This window comes from Nocardia mikamii NBRC 108933 (assembly GCF_001613505.1).
Classification (GTDB): domain Bacteria; phylum Actinomycetota; class Actinomycetes; order Mycobacteriales; family Mycobacteriaceae; genus Nocardia; species Nocardia mikamii.
In genome coordinates this window covers 514,506-532,006 of record NZ_BDCM01000014.1, presented here as the reverse complement: position 1 = coordinate 532,006, position 17,501 = coordinate 514,506, and the positions used below count along the sequence as shown (strand labels likewise).

Below are 17,501 nucleotides of genomic sequence, written 5' to 3'. Positions count from 1 at the left end.
GCGGTGAAGAATTTCGCAGGTAAGACCGCCGTGATCACCGGCGCCGGCGCCGGTATCGGCCGGGCGCTGGCCCTGGAGCTGGCCGGCCACGGCGCTCGCCTGGCACTGTCCGGCCGCAATATCGACAATGTCGCCGAGACCGCCGCACTGTGCGAGAAGAAGGGCGCCCACGCCCGCGCCTACCGTCTCGACGTCACCGACCGCGACGCGGTGTACGCCCATGCCGACCAGGTGGCGGGCGATTTCGGCGGGGTGAACATCGTGGTCAACAACGCGGGTGTGTCACTGACCGCCAGCACCGAAGAGGTCAGCTGGGACGATTTCGAATGGATCGTCAACATCAACTTCTGGGGCGTGGCCCACGGGACGAAAGCCTTTCTGCCGCTGGTGATCGCCTCCGGTGACGGCGCGATCGTCAATGTGTCGAGCATGTTCGGCCTGGCCGCCTGCCCGACCCAGGGTGCCTACAACGCGACGAAGTTCGCGATCCGGGGTTTCACCGACGCGCTGCGCCAGGAGATGAAGATCGCCGGGCACAACGTCGCGGTGAGCTGCGTCCACCCCGGCATGATCCAGACCGAGATCGCGTGGAAGGCGCGCGCGGGCGCCACCCGAGATCGCGACGCGCTGGCCGCCAACTTCGACCGGCTCGCCAAGACCAGTCCGGAACAGGCCGCCAAGGCGATCGTCGACGGCATCCGCAAGGACAAGGCGAAGGTGCTGATCGGCAACGACGCCCGGATGATCGACCTGCTGCCGCGGATCTTCGGCTCCGGATATCAGAAGATCCTCACCGCGCAGATGCGCAACGAGGTCAGCAAGTAGGCCACTCGCGGCCGGGTCGGTGATCGCGTGAATCGCCGGCCCGGCCGCGGTGGTTCCGGTCCGGAAGCTGAGGTGCGTGAGCCGGCAGCGACGGTCGAGGTCGTCCCGGCCCGCGCTTCGCTACCGACAGCGGCATCCTTTTATCAAGGCGCGTACCGTAATCGGCGCTTGTTCACTTTGCCCGCGGTCGTACGCGGCAAGCGGGGGAGGATCCGCACCGTGCGGGGAATCTTGTATCCGGCCAAGCGGGTGCGACACCACGCGAGCAGGCCGTCCGCGTCGAACGGCGCCGTTCCGGAGGGAACGACGAAGGCGGCGCCGACCTCTCCGAGACGCTCGTCGGGCACGCCGACGACCGCCACCTCGGCGATCCCCGGATAGCGGCGCAGCGTCTGTTCGACCTCGGCCGGATGGACGTTGAACCCGCCGACGATGAACATATCCTCGAGCCGGTCGGTGACCCGCAGCCAACCGCCGGAATCGAGGGCGCCGATATCGCCCGTACGCAGCCAGCCGTCCGGGTCGACGGCGGTGGCGGTGGCGGCGGGGTCGTCGAGATATCCGCACATCACGTTCGGGCCGCGCACCACGATCCGGCCGGACGTACCGGCCGGCACGTCGCGGCCGTCGGCGTCCAGAATTCGAATCTCGCTGCCCGGCAATGCTTTACCTACGGTATGCGCGGTGCGCTCGATATCCGTACCGGGCGGGCAGACCGCGACCACGCCGACCGATTCGGTGAGACCGTAGGCGGTGAACACCCGATCGGCTCCGAGGTCGGCACGCATCCGGGCGATCAGCTCCGCCGGAATCGCCGTCCCGCCCGTGCCGGCCAGCCGCAGCGCCGGAAACGACCGCCCTGTCGCGAGCAGATCGAGGAAAATCGTCGGCGGGCCGGCGAGGACGGTGATCCGCTCGGCCGCCATGAGATCCGCCGCGGATCGCGGATCGAATACCGGCACCGGAAACATGGTGGCCGCCCGCGACAGGCAAGCCACGACGCCCGCCTTGTATCCGAAGGTGTGCGAGAACGGATTCGGCAGCAGGCAGCGGTCGCCGTGCCGCAGGGTGACCGCGCTCGCCCACCGGTCCAGCACGGTCAGGGTTTGCCGGTGGGTGGTGAGTACCCCTTTGGGGGAGCCCGTCGTGCCGGAGGTGAAGAGGATGTCGCTGATCGCGTCGGAAGGTAGTGCGGCCATTCGCGATTCGGCATCCGAGGACCGGATTCGAGCGGCGCCGGCGATGAAGTTTCGCCAGCCGGCCGGTGCGCTCTCGCACCGACCGGGCTGGCGGGGAGCGCATCCACCGGGCTCGCGCCGGTCGCGCCGCCGCAGCTGCGAACCGGTGGCCGGCTCGATGGCGCCGGTCGGCGGGTCCGCCTCGTCGCCGGACGTCGATGTGGGAGTGTCGCCCGCTGCGTGCGTGTCGGAGAGCAGGACCGTGAATCCGAGGTCCGGCAAGGGGCCTTGGTCCGCGAGCAGGCTCGGGTAGTCGATGCCCAGGAATCCGCGCACCGTGAACAATCCGCGGCATCGGGTGCGGCGCAGAATCGCCGCGGCCTCCCGTCCGCGCAGCCGGGTGCCGATCGGCACCAGGGTGGCGCCGGCGCCGAGCAGGCCGACGGCCGTCACGATCCAGCGGGCGCTGTTGGGCGCCCAGATCGCGACCCGGTCCCCGGCGGCCAGCCCGCGGGCCATCGCGGCGCGGGTCACCCGTAGCGCCTCGGCGTGGAGTTCGGCGTAGGTGAGGCGGGTGCGGCCCTCGACGATCGCGACGGTCGACCCGTTCCGGCGTGCCTGTGCGGAAACCAGAGCCGGAATCGTCGCGGGCTCCGCCGTCATCTCTTCGCACACCATCGCCGTCCGGATACACACTGTCGAACACACCTCGCCGGCCGCCGGTCGGGCGGTCCACGGCCCATGGTGCCGCAGGCTGGTGCCGCGCAGGCCGTTCGCACACCGCCAGTCCCGGTCAGTGGTATCACGGGAGCGCCGGTGGTTCCCGCATCCGCTCAGCGGGACCATCGCTACTGGACGAGGACGGTCGGGCGGCACTCTCGAAGGATGACCGGGGCGGCAGGGGGTTCGATGCCTCGATGGATGGACCGAAGGAGTGACATGACCGCGGGTGCGGAGCTGGCCCAACGATCGGAAACCGTCGTCGGACTGGACGGCAATTGCCCGTTGTCGCGGGACCGGATCGGTGGCAAGGCCTGGAGTATCAACCACATGCGCGGGCTCGGGCTGCCGGTGCCGCCGGCATTCGTGCTCACCACCGACGCGTGGCGTGATTTCACCGAGCGCGGCGCGATCGCCGACGACATCTGGCAGGCGGTCTGCGACGGCGTCGCCATGCTCGAGCACGGCACCGGCCGCACGTTCGGCTCGATCCGCCGGCCGCTGCTGGTCTCCGTGCGCTCGGGCGCGGCGGTCAGTATGCCCGGCATGATGGACACCGTTCTCAACCTCGGCATCAACGACGGCGTCGAACAGGCGCTCGCCGCGGCGACCGCCGGCGCCGACTATGCCGCCGATACGCATCGGCGTTTCCGGGCGCAGTATCGCGAGACGGTGCTGCAGTCACCCGACGGCGTGGTGCCGGCGGACCCGTGGGAACAGCTGCGCGCGGCGATCACCGCGGTATTCCGGTCGTGGGATTCGGTGCGCGCCAAAGCGTATCGGCGCAACCGCGGCGTCTCCGACGATCTCGGCACCGCCGTCACCGTGCAGGCGATGGTGTTCGGCAACCTCGACGACGCGTCCGGGACGGGCGTGCTGTTCAGCCGCAACCCGAATACCGGTGACGGGCCGGCCTACGGCGAATGGCTGGTCGGCGGGCAGGGCGAGGACGTGGTGTCGGGTCGCACCACGCCGCGGCCGCTGAGCGACCTCGCCGCCACCCAGCCCCAGGTGCACGATCGGCTGATCGCCGCCGCGGAACTGCTCGAACGCGACGGACGCGATATCCAGGACATCGAATTCACCGTCGAATCCGGCACGTTGTGGATGCTGCAGTCGCGTCCGGCGAAACGTTCGGCGCGGGCGGCGGTGCGAGCCGCGGTCGCGATGGCGGAGGAAGGCCTGATCACGGCGGCGGAGGCGCTGCAGCGGGTCGGGGCCGACCAGATTCGCGCCGTCCTGCAGCCCGCGACCACGGCGGCGGATGCGGGCGAAGCGCTGGCCCGGGGCGAATCCGCGTGCCCGGGTCTGGCTTTCGGTGTCGTGGTCACCGATCCCGATGAGGCGGAGGTGCGCGCGGCGGCGGGGGAGAACGTCGTCCTGGTCCGGCCGACGACCAGTCCCGATGATCTGCCCGGCATGATCGCGGCCCGCGCCGTCGTCACCGAATTGGGTGGCACCACCTCGCATGCGGCCCTGGTGAGCCGGGAACTCGGGCGGCCGTGTGTCGTCGGATGCGGACCGGGTGTCGTGGACGCGCTCGCGGGACGCAGTGTCACGGTCGACGGCGGCGCCGGTGTGGTGTGGGCGGGCGAGGTCGCCGGTGGAGATGTGGACGGCGCGGTCCTCGACGATGTGCGCAGACTCGCCGAATGGGCGGGAGTGGCGCCCGACGATCTCGCGGGAGCCCTCGCCGACGATGCGGAAGTCGTTGTGGCACAGTCGGTTACGCGAACCGTAAGCGAGCTGGAACTGCTGCGCCTGATCGGGGTGAAGGGCCGGGTGCGCGGTGACGCCGTGGCCGCCAGCCTGGGCGGCGAGGCGGACGCGGTGAGCGCGCGCTGTGCGGACCTGGTGGCCGGCGGATTGTGCGCCGACACCCCCGCGGGTGTGCGGTTGACTCCCGAAGGGCGAAATCGTCTGGGCGAGTTGCTGTCCGCCGAGCGCGGCGAGGTCGACACCGCCGCCATGGCCGCCGCCTACGAGGACTTCTGCGTGGTCAACGCCGAGCTGAAGGAAATCGTGACCGCGTGGCAGATGAAGGACGCGTCCACCCCCAACGACCACGGCGACGCCGAATACGATGCGGCAGTGCTGGACCGGCTCACCGAACTGCACACCCGGGTGCGCCCCCTGGCCGAGCGGCTGGGATCGATCGCACCGCGGCTGGCCCGGTACCGCGAGCGGCTGGAGACGGCCGTCGAGCGGATCGCCGGCGGTGACCACGCCTGGGTGGCGCGGCCGATCATGGACAGCTATCACACCGTGTGGTTCGAACTGCACGAAGATCTGATCGGGCTGTGCGGGCTCAGCCGGGCCGACGAAGCGGCGGCCGGCCGTGCCGAGTAATCCGATCGCCCAGGAATTCGACGCGACCCGGCGCTGGGTCGACTTCGAGGAAATCGACAACGTCCGCGATCTGGGCGGACTGCCGGTCGGCGGCGGCGGTACGACCCGATTCGGCGTGGCGCTGCGGTCGAGCACCCTGCAGCAGGCGACCGAGGCGGATGTCGCGCTGCTGCTGGGCTCGGTCGGGATGCGTACCCTGATCGACCTGCGGCTGCCCGACGAGGTGGAACGGGAAGGGTACGGCCTGCTGGCCGCCACGGCCATCGAGAAGGTGAATCTGCCGGTCCGCAAATCGGCGCAATCCTCCCTCGCCGCACGGGATCTGGTGCCGGACAAGACGCGCGTGGATCTGGCACAGCTGTACGGCCAGCTGCTCGCCGGCAGCCCGGAGGAGATCGTCACCGCGGCGCGGCTGGTCGCCGATGCCGACCGGCAGGCGGTCGTATTCCATTGCGCGGCAGGTAAGGATCGCACCGGGGTGCTGGCCGCGGTACTGCTCGACGCGGTGGGGGTGGCGCCGGAGGTGATCGCGGCGGACTACGCCCTCACCAACGAGCGAATGACGCGGGTACGCAACCGGCTCGACGCGCTGAACTCGTATTCCGGGCTGCCGCCGACGAGTACCGGAATTCTGGCCGTCGAAGCGGCGGTGATGCTGCGGTTCCTCGACGACCTGCGCCGCGACCACGGCGGTGCCGCCCGCTGGCTACGCGAGCACGGGCTGACGGCCGAGGAGCTGACGATGTTGCGGTACGCCCTGGTCACCGGGTAGTGGATACCCTCACCGCGAATAATCGCGGAAGGTCATCACGAAGGCGGGTGCGGCAATCATGACGAGCAGAATGTAGGCCAGGACCTGCAGGCCGACATACGGCAGCTCGTGCACCCAGATACCCAGGATCAGAACGCCCAACAGCAGCACCACGCCGTAGAGCGGTGTTCGTTGCGGGTGGTCGCCCATACCCATGACTCCACGATACCCAGCCGGGCGGCCGTCCGACAGCGCTCGGCGGCCGCCGTCCCGTCGAGCCCTGCTGTGACCGGCGATCCGTGGGAGAATCCGGAATCGACGATGGCCGACGCCGGGAGGAATCCATGCCCACCCAACCGTTGACCCAGCAGAACTTCGAGCGGGTGATCGCGACTCATCCGATCGTGCTCGTCGACTTCTGGGCCTCCTGGTGCGGTTGGTGCACCCGCTTCGCCCCGATCTTCGCCGACTCCGCGGCCGCGCACCCGGAAATCGTGCACGCCACCGTCGACACCGAGGCGGAGCAGGCTCTCACCGCCGCCGCCCGGATCAGCAGCCTGCCGACCCTCGTCGCCTTCCGCGAGGGCCTGCTCGTCTACTCCGATCCGGGCTTCCGGACCGCCGCGCAATTGGAAGAGGTCATCCAGCAGATCCGCTGGCTCGACATGGACGAGATGCGCCGCGAACTCGGCGTGCAGACCGCGGCCGTCACCGCGCCCGCCCCGCCGATGGCCCGCGCGGGAGCCGCCACCGGCCGCCCGAACTACGGCTGGCCGGGTCTGAGCCCTGGCTAGGTCCCGGCCGACCTGTGGTGATCGGCCCGGTCGAGGCGGCGCACCCGGGTGGCGCGGTATCGAGAACTGTGCGTCGCAGCCGTCCGGGAGTTCCGCCGCGTCTATCGCGCCCCAGCCCTTCTCCGGCCGGAAGAATTTCACCGTTCCGATCGCCCTCGGTCCATGATGTCAGTCGATCAGGCTCGCGACGGTCGGGGCGACGCGACCGAACAAGTCGCTGATCGTGGTCAGCGCTGCCGCGTGCACCGCATCCGCCGACAAGGGTGTTCCATCCGGGGCGGCCAGGGAGCGGGTGGCGCAGGCCTCCGCGACGACGGTGGGATGGTAGCCGCGATTGAACGCTCCCTGCGCGGTGAACGCGACGCACATGTGGGTCATGAATCCGGCCAGGACCAGATCCGGCCCGGCAGCCGTACGCCGCAGCATGTCGTGCAGGTCCGTCTCGTGGAAGGCGTCGGGAAAGTTCTTGACCACCACCGGTTCTCCCGCCGCGGGGGCGACCTCGGCGATGATGGCACCGATATCGGAGCCGACATCGTAGGGGGTGCCGGGGCCGCCGTCGTTGACGATGTGCACGACGGGGCGGTGCAGTGCGCGGGCCGCGGCCAGCAGCCGGGCACCGGCCGCGAGTGCCGCATCGGCCTCGGGAAGCCGCATCACTCCCTCGCGGTAGGTGTTCTGGAAATCGATCATGACGACGGTGGCATCGGCCAGGCGGGGCAGCTCGTCGTCGAGGCCGACGACCCGGCGCAGAGGAGTGGCGACGGCGGACATGGTTACCTTCTTTCCCAGGAGGACAGGGTGTTTCGGGCAGGGGTGAGCGCCGGGCCGGGCAGGCGCCCGGTCCGGTCGTCGTGGATGCGATCAGGCGGAGGTGCGGAACCGCCGGCGGTAGGCGCCGGGGTTGGTGCCCAGCCGCCGCAGGAACGCCCGGTGCAGGGTCTCCACCGAGCCCAATCCGGCGGACCGGGCGACGCGCGAGAGCGGGAAGTCGCTGGTTTCCAGCAACCGTCGCGCCGACTCGACGCGGGCGGCTTCGACGTAGGCGGCCACGGTGAGCCCCATCTCCTGCCGGAACACGCGCGCGAAATGCCTTTCGCTCAGGCACATTCGGTTCGCCAGGGCGGCGGCGGACAGATCGGCGTCGAGATTTTCCGCGATGTAGGTGCGTAGTTGTTCGATATCGCGGCGGGCCGGTGCCGGACGGCTCAGCGGCACACTGAACTGACTCTGGCCGCCCTGGCGGCGCAGATAGACGACGAGTTGCCGGGCGACCGACAACGCCAGGTCCTCACCGTGGTCGTCGGCGACCAGTGCCATGGCGAGATCCAGGCAGGCGCTGATTCCCGCGCCGGTCCACACCCGGCCCGAACGCACGAAGATCGGATCGGGATCCACCACGACCCGTGGATGGTCCGCGGCCAGCTGTCCGGCCGTCGACCAATGGGTGGTGGCCGTCCTCCCGTCCAGCAGTCCGGCGGCGGCTAGCAGATGCGCACCCACACACACCGACGCGATCCGTCCGGTACGTGGCGCGACCTCGCGCAGCCAGCGCACCACATCCTCGTCGACCCGCGCGACCGGGCCGGACGGGGTCGGGTCCACCGCGCCCGGCACGATGAGAGTGTCGATGCCCGTGTCGATGTCGTCGAAGGCCAGATCGGTGAGTACCCGGATACCGGCCGAGGTGCGCACCACACCTCGATCCGGTCCGGCTAGTAACACCTCGTAGTCGGCGCTACCGCCGCTTTCCCGATTGGCTAGTGCGAACACCTCCGCCGGCCCGGTGACGTCGAGCAGATCCACGTCCGGAAAGGCCGCGATAACCACACGATGCTTCGATGACATGCCTCCCATCCTCTGGGTTGCCCGGTAGCGATCGCAACGACGGATCACTGTCGGATCCGGTCATGTACGCGGACGGAACGCCCACCCGGCTCCCGACGCCAGCAATCCCATGGCTGCCATATAGAGCCAGCCGGCGCGGAAATCGGCGAGCTCGTAGCCCGCGGTGCGGCTGAGGATCGCGGTCAGCACGGCGACGCCGAGTGCCGACGCGGTCTGGCGCGCCATCATCAGCGTGCCCGAGCCCAGGGACAACTGATCCGGCGGCAGCAGCGACGAGGCGCCGAACAGCGGCGGTTGCAGCAGGGCCGTACTGACGCCCGCGAGAACGGCTCCCGGGAGGAAGACCAGCGGATACGATGCGCCGCACCCGCTCAGCGCGATCCACCACCCCGCGCCCGCCGCGATGGCGAGCCCACCCAGCGCGGCCGAGGCACGGGCGCCGATGCGAGCGACGACGCGGCCGGACAGTGGTGACACCAGCAGGCAGCTGATCGGAATCGGTGCGATACCGAGGCTGGCCCGCAGCTCGGAGTAATGCCATTGCGCGGTGAGGTACAGAGTGCCCGAGAGCAAGAGCGCGGCGAAGGCCAGGTAGTAGCAGAACACGCCGAGGGTGGCGATGCGAAACATGCTGTGCCGCAGCACCGCCGGACTCACCACCGGATCGGGGTGGTGCCGCACGTGGTAGGTGAACGCCGCCGCGAGCGCGATCGCTCCGGCCAGTGTGCCCAGCGTGGCCGCCGACCCGTACCCCCACGCCGCGCCCTGGACGAAGACGGTGGTCAGCGCCGCGGTGGCGCCGAGAATCAGTGCGGCGCCGAGCAGATCGAGCCGGCGCCGCACGCGCGCCCGGATATCGGGCAACACCCGCGATCCCACAGCGAGCGCCGCCAGCGTGATCGGCACGTTCAGCCAGAAGATCCATCGCCAGCTCCATTCGAGCAGCAGGCCGCCGACCACCGGGCCGCTGCTGGCGCCCGCCGCGGCGATCGCCGTCCAGATGCCCATCACCGTCGGATGTTCTCGCACGTCGAAGGAGGGCAGCACCAGTCCGAGGCCGGTCGGAACCAGCAGCGCCGCCGCCGCTGCCTGCACGACCCGCGCGGCGATCAACACGATCAGTGTCGGCGCGACCGCGCAGCCGATCGACGCCACGCCGAAAAGTGTGATGCCGATGAGGAATCCACGCCGGCGGCCGGTGTCGTCGGCGAGACGGCCCGCGGGGACCAGCAGTGCGGCCATCACGATCGTGTAGGCGTTGAGCACCCAGGACACCGTGTTCGGGGAGGCGCCGGTGAACGAGGTCTGCAGGGTCGGGAAGGCGACGGTGACCGCGAAGAGGTCGAGGATCGCGAGGAATTGCGCGACGCTCGCGACCGCCAGAATCCGCCACCGCCGCGGCGATTCGGTGAGCGGCGCATCCGCGCGAGCATTGGCCGTAATTGTCATGCATGCAACTATTCAGCCGCTGGATCGCGGGATCGAGTGGCAGAGTAGCCAATATGCGCTAGATTTCTGACATGACTGCGGACACGGTGTGCGAATCCGGACAACCCGGAACGGTGGCGGTCGCGGTGGCGCCGGGCCAGCCGGTGTTCGAGGTCGCGATCCCGTACCAGGTGTTCTTCGAACCGCCGCCCGGCATCGATGCCGAGCACTGGTATCGGCTGCGGCTGTGCGGCCCTCGCGGCACCCGGCACGCGACGCTGCGCGATCCGTTCGTCACGCTGACCGATTACGACTACGACGATCTGATCGCCGCCGACACCGTCGTCGTACCCGCGACCCCGAATGTGCGCGAGGATCCGCCCGCCGAACTGGTGGCGGCGGTGCGCGCGGCTTACGAGGCGGGAGCGCGCATCGCCGCATTGTGTTCGGGCGCCTTCGTTCTCGCGGCGGCCGGCCTGCTCGACGGGCGCCGCATGACCACCCATTGGAAGCATGTCCCGGCGCTGCTGGAACGGTATCCACACCTCGATGTCGACGCGAGTGTGCTCTACATCGACGACGGGCAGATTCTCACCAGTGCGGGAACCATGGCCGGGATGGATCTGTGTATCCACCTGATCCGCAAGGACCTCGGCTCCCACGTCGCCAATGCCGCGGCGCGCGGGCTGGTGGTGCCGCCGCACCGCTCGGGCGGGCAGGCACAGTATCTGCGGAATCCGGTGCCGCTCGACGCCGCCGATCCGGGCGTGGCCGCCACCCTCCAGTGGGCGCTGACCCGGCTCGACACCGTGCTGACCGTGGGCGACCTGGCCCGGCACAGCGGACTCAGCGAGCGGACCCTGGCCCGCCGATTCCATGCCGAACTGGGGACGACACCGCTGCGCTGGCTGCTCACCCAGCGCATCATCCGGGCCCGAGAGTTGCTGGAAACCACCGACTTCGCCGTCGACGTGGTGGCCGAACGCTGTGGCCTGGGCAGTGCGGCGAATCTGCGCACCCACTTCGGCCGCGAGGTGGGTGTGTCACCGAGCGAATACCGTCGCTCGCACCGGAGCAATCGGCACGAGGTGATCGTCGCGGCGGAACACGCGTAGACCGATACCGCGACACTGGTCCGTCGCTGACGACTACCCCTGTGCCGCAGCGATTCCCGCTCGCCGGCCGAAGAACGTTCCGTCGCCGAGCGACGTCCCGCTGATATAGCCCTGCCCGTGCAGATTGACCGCCGCGCGACCGGCGGCGAACAGTCCGGGCATGACGGCGCCATCGATATTCAGGACGCGGCCGTGCGCGTCGGTGTGCAGGCCGCCGAGGGTGAACACCGACGCACCGGTGCCGCGGCGGTCGCCGGCTTCGGCGGGCGGTCGAATCCCGGCCCGCACATCGATGGCCGCCAGCGGGGTGCGCAGCGGCCGTAACCACCGCGCCGCCTTGTTCCGGTCGGGATCCGTTCCGGCAGCGGCGAATTCGTTGTAGCGGTGCAGTGTCGCTTCCAGCGCGCCCGGCGGCAGCCCCATCGCGGCGCCGAGTTCGTCGGCCGTTTCGGCCATATGGGTCGGCTGCACACCCCAGCGCTGTTCTTCCGGCACGGCCTCGAACGCTTCCTCGTCGACCACCACCCATACCCGCATGCCCTGCGTGAACAGCGCCGCCTGCCCGATGCGGCCCGGGTAGGTGTCCTCGTTGACGAAGCGCTGTCCGCTGTCGTTCACCAGAATTCCGCGCGCGGCCAATCCGGGAATCAGGGAAATCCCCACTTGCCCCGTCGCCATGTGCCGCACCGCCGCACCCGCCGCCTGCGCCATCCGGATGCCGCTGCCGTCGTCGGTCCCGGCGCTGACCTTGGTATGGCCGAGCAGCAGCGGGGCGTGCGCGGCGAGCATCTCGTCGTTGTCGACGAATCCGCCCGTGGTGAGGACACAGCCGCGCCGTACTCGAATCGTCACCTCCCGGCCGTACTGCCGGGCGACCACGCCGGTGACGGCGCCGTCGCCGGCGAGAATCAGCGCGGTGGCGGCGGTGTCGAACAGGGTTGTCACCCCGGCCGATTCGGTCGCGGCGGTGAGACATTGCATCAGCAGCCGACCACCGAAGTCGTTGGCGGTGGGCCGATGTCCGCGCGGGGCGGGGCGGGCGATCTCGGTGAAGGGCCAGCTGTTCTCGCCGAGCCACATCAGGCCGTCGTCGGTGGGCGGCACCCAGGCCGGGGCGTCCCACAGCGACGGCTTGAACGGTACGCCGCGGTCGACCAGCCAGTGGAAATGCCCGACGCTGTGCTCGCAGTAGTCGGTGATCTTCGCGGTGTCGGCGCCGGGGCCGAGGGCGGCGGTCAGGTAGGCGGCCATATCGTCGGGGGTGTCGTCGAATCCGCACGCGGTTTGGATCGGAGTGCCGCCGCCGAGGTAGATCTCACCGCCCGACATCGCCGACGAGCCGCCCGGACCGCCCGCGCGGTCGAGCACCAGCACCCGGGCGCCCGTGCACGCGGCCTCGAACGCCGCTGCGGCCCCGGCACATCCGTAGCCGACGACCAGTACATCGGTATCCAGGTCGTAGCGGGTGATCTCGGTCGACGAGCGCGGCGTCACCGAATGAACCGACATGGTCTGCCTCTCCTCGGCGGCACGCCGCGCCCGACGATGAGCGCGGCGTGCCGGTGGTCGAATGCGGGTGGGCTCAGCGGCCCGGCTTGTCCAGCAGCTTGGCCTTCAGGGCGTCGACCGTCGCGGAGTCCACACCCAGGCTGTCCGACAGGAACCGATCGAAGGATCCGTACGCCTGGCGGACCTGGTCGAAGGAGGCGTCCAGATAATCGGCCTGCACGCCCAGGATCGGCGCGAACAGCGACGGATCGGTGACCAGTCCGCGCTGCACCAGCGCATCCATCTGCGCCTTGTTGCTCGCGGCCAGATAGTCGTTGGACGCCAGATAATCCTTGTAGATCTGTCCCTTGGGCACATCCAGGGCCGACATCAGGATCGCCGTCATCCAGCCGGTGCGGTCCTTACCCGAGGTGCAGTGATAGAGCACCGCATTCGGGGAACTCGCGATCTCCTTCAGCGCCGCGGAGAACTGGGCCCGCGCCGCACCGTCGGTGACCAGCCAGCGGTAGTAGTCGCGCATGATCTGCGCGGCCTTCCCGTCCCCGAGCTTGTCCTGCTGCACCTGCGGTCCGCCGGCGATGGTGCTCGACACCATGAGATAGAAGTCGTTGTTCGGATCCCAGATCGACTGCGCGCTGTAGGGAATCGACGACGGCAGCTGATCCGGGGCGGCCTTCATCTCGTTCGGGCTCCGGAAGTCGATGGCCTTGCCGATCTGCAGCGAGGCCAGCTTCTGCTGATCGGCGGGCGTCAACCGGTTGAGCGCGTCGGAGCGGTAGACCAGGCCGAACCGGATCTTCCCGCCCCCGTGCTGCGTCGGATAGCCACCGATATCGCGGGCGTTGGGCGCGGAAATACCCAGGGACTGTTGCTGATCCGACGTGGCCGGCGCGGTATGGACCAGTGGCGGTGCGGCGAATGCCGGGGTGGTCGCGGCGGGCAGGACGGCGATGAGCGCGGCGGCCAGACCGGCCACCGACCCCCGCAGGACATGCGAAATCGGCACGGGTGGTGTTCCTTTCCTCGAGGTCCGCCGGATCGACGACGGACCACGTCTGAGCCGCGGATACGTTCGCGCGGCGTCGAATCGGCGAGCCTCAGGCCTCGGCGTCGGCCAGCAGCGTGACGGTTCCGGCGGCGCCGTCGACCCGCACCCGCTGGCCGTCGGACAGTCCTGTGCTGGCGGTTTTGGTGTCCACCACGCACGGAATGCCGAACTCGCGGGCCACGATCGCCGCATGCGAGGCCGAGCCGCCGATATCGGTGACCACCGCGGCGGCGTAGGCGAACATCGCGGTATGGCCGGTGTCGGTGACCGAGGCGACCAGGATGTCGCCGGGCTCGATATCGTCGTCGGAGCTCAGCACCAACTTCACGGTGCCCTCCACGACCCCGGCGCTGACCCCGGTCCCGGTGAGGCTCTCGCCGACGGCGAGCGCCCCCGAGATCGGCTGCGGTTCCCAGCGGCCGACCACCAGATCCGGCATCCGCACCGCCTGCAGCCGCACCCGCTCCTCGCGCCGGCGGGCTACGCGGTCCTTCAGATCCGCCGGGGCCCACAGCAATTCGTCGAGCGTGAGGAACCAGGCATCGTCGACATTGTTGAGTTCGTGCCGATCGACCAGTCGCGCTGCCAGCTCGCGGGCTGCCATGCGCAGGCAGTTCGTGTATCGCACCACCGCATCGCGGACGCGTTCCCGCGAGACCGTGGCGCCGACGGCCATCCGCGCGGTGCGCGCGGTCGGCTCGGGGACCGCGTCGCGCTTCGGCGCCGGGAGTTCGGCGGCCCGGGCGGCGGCGGTGACCAGCAGTTCGGGGCGGTCGCCGAAGGTCGGGTTGAGGAATTCGCATTCTCCGGGGCCGCGGTGGCCCACCACCGCCAGCTCGGCATCGAGGGCCTGCGCGAAGCGGGCCGAGCGACTGCGGGCCAGGGCGACATCGCCGGCCCGGGCGGCCTCGTGGACCGCGGGCTCGTCGCGGCAGACCGCGGCCAGCCGTTCCACCGCCAGCATCGGTCGCGCCGATTCGAGGCGGTTCACGTCGATCGGCACGTCCGGGTCGTCCTTGCCCCGTGCGTGCATGGCCGTCGCGGCGCCGACCAGCATGACGCCGATCGAGGCCGCCGCCCACGACTGATTGAGCCGATCTCGCCACAACAGTGCCCGGGCGTGCAGTTGCGCGTCGGTCAGCTTCTCGATGTCGGTGCGGGACAGCGCCTCTCGATGTGAGGCGGCGTTGATGGTTTCGGTGGTGGCGCCGAAGCGCAGTGCCGTCGCCAGCACCCGGCCGGTGGCCTTGGCCGTACCCCACGTGCTGCCCAGTCCGGTCGGCATCGGCGGACGGCCCTGAGGCTGCAACGGGACCTCGGGCGGGATGGCGCCGTACACGTCGCGGCGGATGCTGTCCTCGTCCCAGCCCGGCATGTTGTCCGCGGCGAGGACGCCGATCGAGGCGTTGATGAAGATGTGGTGGCCGAGCACCGAGGTGACGCGGCTGGTCCAATGCTCCAGGGCGATGCCGTCCAGGGCGATCATATGGCCCATCGCGGCGTTGGCGAGCCGGATCGCCCCCGCCTGCAGGTCGATGGTGAGCGGGCTCATCGGGCCGGGCAGCGCCTCGGAGGTATTGGTGGCGGTGTGCACCGGGATGCGCGGATCGACGCGGTCGTCGAATTCGCCCTCCAGCCCTTCGGGGGCGGCCACCTCCAGCGGATGCCCGTCGGACGTCTTCGCGCGCGCGGGAATCACATAGTCGGTCAACGGGATCGCGCCGCGGCGGGCGCGGAAGCCGGTACCGTGCGGGCGGCGGCCGATCAGACCGCGCACGATGTCCTCGACCACTTCGGGGCCGGTCCAGCCGTAGCGGAAATCCCAGCCACCCTGTGCCGCGGCGGGGTCGAGATCGCGAAGGCGAACGCCGCCGGTGCCCGGGACGCGAGGCGGAATCCGCAGACCGGCCTTCCGCAGCATCGCCCTCGCCTGCGAGCCGGAAACGAGCTCGGGCGCAACGAGATCCACCACGCCGGTGCGGTCGGAGGTCGCGGCGAGCACCAGGAAGCGTTCCACGTCGTCGGTGTGCACGAGCGGAATCCGCTGCGAGCCGCCCGCATTCAGCAGGGTCCGGACGACCGGGCGACTGCCCTCGGTGCGCCGGCCGGCCACCCAGGCGGGACGAACCAGCAACGCCGGCGCGCCGGCGGCCGCGACGGCCGTGCGGGCCAGGTTTTCCCGGTCGGGCGAGGCGAGCACGATCAGCCGGGCGCCGGCCTCCTGCGCCGCGGCGGCCACCGCCGCGACCGGACCGTCCGAAACGTCCAGCACCACGTCGCAACCGTCGACGATGCCGCGGTAGGCGCCGGCACTGCCCGGATCGGCGATATGCACCTCGATCCGCGGATCCACATACCGGTGCCGAACCCGGTCGGCTCCGACGACGTCGTGCCCGGCGGCCGCCAGCATGCGCGCCACCGCGCGACCGGTGGGTGTGGTGACTCCGGTGATCAGGACCCGCATCGACTTTTCCTCCTCGCGTGCGCCACCCACGAACGTGACGCCGTTCACACACCATGACGAGTGGATTGCGGGGCGCCCGCGCGAAGTCCCGGTCAGCGGGCGCGCCGTTTCGCTGAGTGAGGTTGTGGTGCGGCCCGCGCTTCGCTCCGGCGGGGTCTCGGGCCCTGTATTCCGATGATCGGGACTGCTCGGGCCCGTCACTCCCGCCCGCCCCTACCGTCGAGGCATCGACCCAGTGCGTGGCAGCGCAGAGGCAGGGAGGAACGCCGGCAATGACTAACAAGGTGCTCGATCGGGTACGGGACCTGCTCCCGGCGATCGGGGAACGGGCGGTGACGGCCGAGCAGGAGCGGCGGGTGCCCGCCGAGACGATCCGCGAGCTGACCGAGGCGGGCGTGTTCCGGATGTTGCAGCCGAGCCGCTTCGGTGGTGCGGAGGAGTCACCGGTCGCCTTCTACGAGGTGATTCGCGCGATCGCGACCGTCTGCCCGTCGACGGCGTGGGTGTCGTCCGTGCTGGGTGCGCATCCGTGGCAGCTGGCGTTGTTCGATCCGCGGGCTCAGCAGGATGTGTGGGGCGAGAATCCCGACACCCTGGTCTCCTCGTCGTATGCGCCCACCGGCAAGCTGACCCCCGTCGACGGCGGCTTCGAGATGAGTGGGCGGTGGAGCTTCTCCTCCGGGTGCGACCACGCCGACTGGGCGTTCCTCGGCGCGGTGGTGCCGAACGACAAGGGGGGAGCCGACTACCTGACAGTACTGGTTCCGCGCGCCGACTACCGGATCGAGGATGTCTGGCACGTGTCGGGCCTGTCGGGCACCGGAAGTAACGACATCATCGTCGAGAAGGCGTTCATCCCCGCCTATCGCGCGTACAGCGCCGCCGATCAGTCCGCGCTGGTGGGCCCCGGCCAGGAGGTGAACACCGCCGCGCTGTACCGGATCTCGTTCGCCAGCGTGTTCTCCAACACCATCACCGCGCCGATCATCGGCGCCGCGCAAGGCGCCTACGAATCGCATCTGCAGCGCCAGCGCGAGCGCGTCCGGCTGTCCTACGGCGGGCAGAAGGTGGCCGACGATCCGTTCGCGCAGGTGCGGATCGCGCGTGCCGCCTCGGAGATCGACGCCGCCATCCTGCAGCAAGAACGCAATATCAGCGAGCAGCTGCGCTACGCCGAAGCGGGCGAGGAGATTCCCTACGAGCTGCGCTTGCGGACCCGCCGCGACCAGGTGCGTGGCACCGAACGCGCGATCTACGCGATCGATCTGCTGTTCGAGAACTCCGGCGGCCACTCGATCCGCAAACCCAATGTGATCGAACGCAACTGGCGCGACGCCCACGCCGGCAACGCGCACGTGATCAACGACGTCGAGCGCGCGCTGGCGATGTACGGTCAGGGTGAGATGGGCGTCGAGGTCACAGAACGGATGGTCTGAGGGACCGGCGGACGGCGCACTGCTGCCCGCCCGCCG

The 17,501-nt window shown here is 70.0% G+C and carries 14 protein-coding genes; 6 read left to right on the top strand and 8 right to left on the bottom strand.

The genetic code is table 11. From position 1 onward, the window contains the following. Window positions 1-3: 3 nt before the first annotated feature. The gene (locus NMI01S_RS24015) at window positions 4-825 is read left to right on the top strand and encodes an SDR family NAD(P)-dependent oxidoreductase (RefSeq protein ID WP_063000644.1); all 822 of its coding nucleotides are present in this window, start codon (window positions 4-6) and stop codon (window positions 823-825) included. 143 nt (window positions 826-968) lie between these two features. Here NMI01S_RS24015 and NMI01S_RS24010 read toward each other — a convergent pair whose 3' ends face one another. Further along, on the bottom strand, window positions 969-2,666 hold the full coding sequence (locus NMI01S_RS24010; RefSeq protein WP_063920847.1) for an AMP-binding protein: 1,698 nt from the start codon (window positions 2,664-2,666) through the stop codon (window positions 969-971). Between the two features lie 276 nt (window positions 2,667-2,942). Here NMI01S_RS24010 and NMI01S_RS35395 point away from each other — a divergent pair, with 276 nt between their 5' ends. After that, window positions 2,943-5,072: a pyruvate, phosphate dikinase gene (locus tag NMI01S_RS35395; RefSeq protein WP_063920831.1), complete on the top strand. Its 2,130-nt coding sequence runs from the start codon at window positions 2,943-2,945 to the stop codon at window positions 5,070-5,072. Further along, entirely contained in the window at window positions 5,062-5,844 is a 783-nt protein-coding gene (locus tag NMI01S_RS24000; RefSeq protein WP_063000640.1) for a tyrosine-protein phosphatase, read from the top strand. The genes NMI01S_RS35395 and NMI01S_RS24000 overlap by 11 nt, the downstream gene beginning before the upstream one ends. A gap of 9 nt (window positions 5,845-5,853) precedes the next feature. Here NMI01S_RS24000 and NMI01S_RS23995 read toward each other — a convergent pair whose 3' ends face one another. Beyond that, window positions 5,854-6,039, bottom strand: coding sequence for a hypothetical protein (locus NMI01S_RS23995; RefSeq protein WP_036499560.1), 186 nt, complete (start codon window positions 6,037-6,039; stop codon window positions 5,854-5,856). A 128-nt stretch (window positions 6,040-6,167) separates the two neighbouring features. Here NMI01S_RS23995 and NMI01S_RS23990 point away from each other — a divergent pair, with 128 nt between their 5' ends. Then, window positions 6,168-6,617, top strand: a complete 450-nt coding sequence (locus NMI01S_RS23990; RefSeq protein WP_063000638.1) for a thioredoxin family protein — start codon at window positions 6,168-6,170, stop codon at window positions 6,615-6,617. Between the two features lie 168 nt (window positions 6,618-6,785). Here NMI01S_RS23990 and NMI01S_RS23985 read toward each other — a convergent pair whose 3' ends face one another. The 3 genes from NMI01S_RS23985 to NMI01S_RS23975 form a co-directional block, all read right to left on the bottom strand. Then, complete coding sequence (locus NMI01S_RS23985; RefSeq protein WP_063000636.1) at window positions 6,786-7,391, bottom strand: isochorismatase family protein; 606 nt, start codon at window positions 7,389-7,391, stop codon at window positions 6,786-6,788. Between the two features lie 90 nt (window positions 7,392-7,481). Then, complete coding sequence (locus NMI01S_RS23980; protein ID WP_063000634.1) at window positions 7,482-8,465, bottom strand: GlxA family transcriptional regulator; 984 nt, start codon at window positions 8,463-8,465, stop codon at window positions 7,482-7,484. A gap of 60 nt (window positions 8,466-8,525) precedes the next feature. Next, a complete protein-coding gene (locus tag NMI01S_RS23975) occupies window positions 8,526-9,914 on the bottom strand; it encodes an MFS transporter (RefSeq protein WP_157126331.1) in 1,389 nt (462 codons plus the stop codon). 71 nt (window positions 9,915-9,985) lie between these two features. Here NMI01S_RS23975 and NMI01S_RS23970 point away from each other — a divergent pair, with 71 nt between their 5' ends. Then, window positions 9,986-11,008 (top strand): GlxA family transcriptional regulator, encoded by a 1,023-nt coding sequence (locus NMI01S_RS23970; RefSeq protein ID WP_063000632.1) that lies wholly within the window; start codon window positions 9,986-9,988, stop codon window positions 11,006-11,008. 33 nt (window positions 11,009-11,041) lie between these two features. Here NMI01S_RS23970 and NMI01S_RS23965 read toward each other — a convergent pair whose 3' ends face one another. From NMI01S_RS23965 to NMI01S_RS36040, 3 genes are all read right to left on the bottom strand, one after another. Beyond that, window positions 11,042-12,517 carry an FAD-dependent oxidoreductase gene (locus NMI01S_RS23965; protein ID WP_063000630.1) on the bottom strand — a complete coding sequence of 492 codons (1,476 nt, stop codon included), beginning with the start codon at window positions 12,515-12,517 and terminating at the stop codon, window positions 11,042-11,044. A 73-nt stretch (window positions 12,518-12,590) separates the two neighbouring features. Then, window positions 12,591-13,523 (bottom strand): tyrosine-protein phosphatase, encoded by a 933-nt coding sequence (locus tag NMI01S_RS23960; RefSeq protein ID WP_245716991.1) that lies wholly within the window; start codon window positions 13,521-13,523, stop codon window positions 12,591-12,593. A gap of 91 nt (window positions 13,524-13,614) precedes the next feature. Next, window positions 13,615-16,029, bottom strand: coding sequence for a PEP-utilizing enzyme (locus NMI01S_RS36040; RefSeq protein ID WP_157126330.1), 2,415 nt, complete (start codon window positions 16,027-16,029; stop codon window positions 13,615-13,617). 272 nt (window positions 16,030-16,301) lie between these two features. On the opposite strand from NMI01S_RS36040, the gene hsaA reads away from it, so the two are divergent. Further along, entirely contained in the window at window positions 16,302-17,465 is a 1,164-nt protein-coding gene (hsaA, locus tag NMI01S_RS23950) for a 3-hydroxy-9,10-secoandrosta-1,3,5(10)-triene-9,17-dione monooxygenase oxygenase subunit (RefSeq protein WP_063000626.1), read from the top strand. Window positions 17,466-17,501 lie beyond the last annotated feature (36 nt).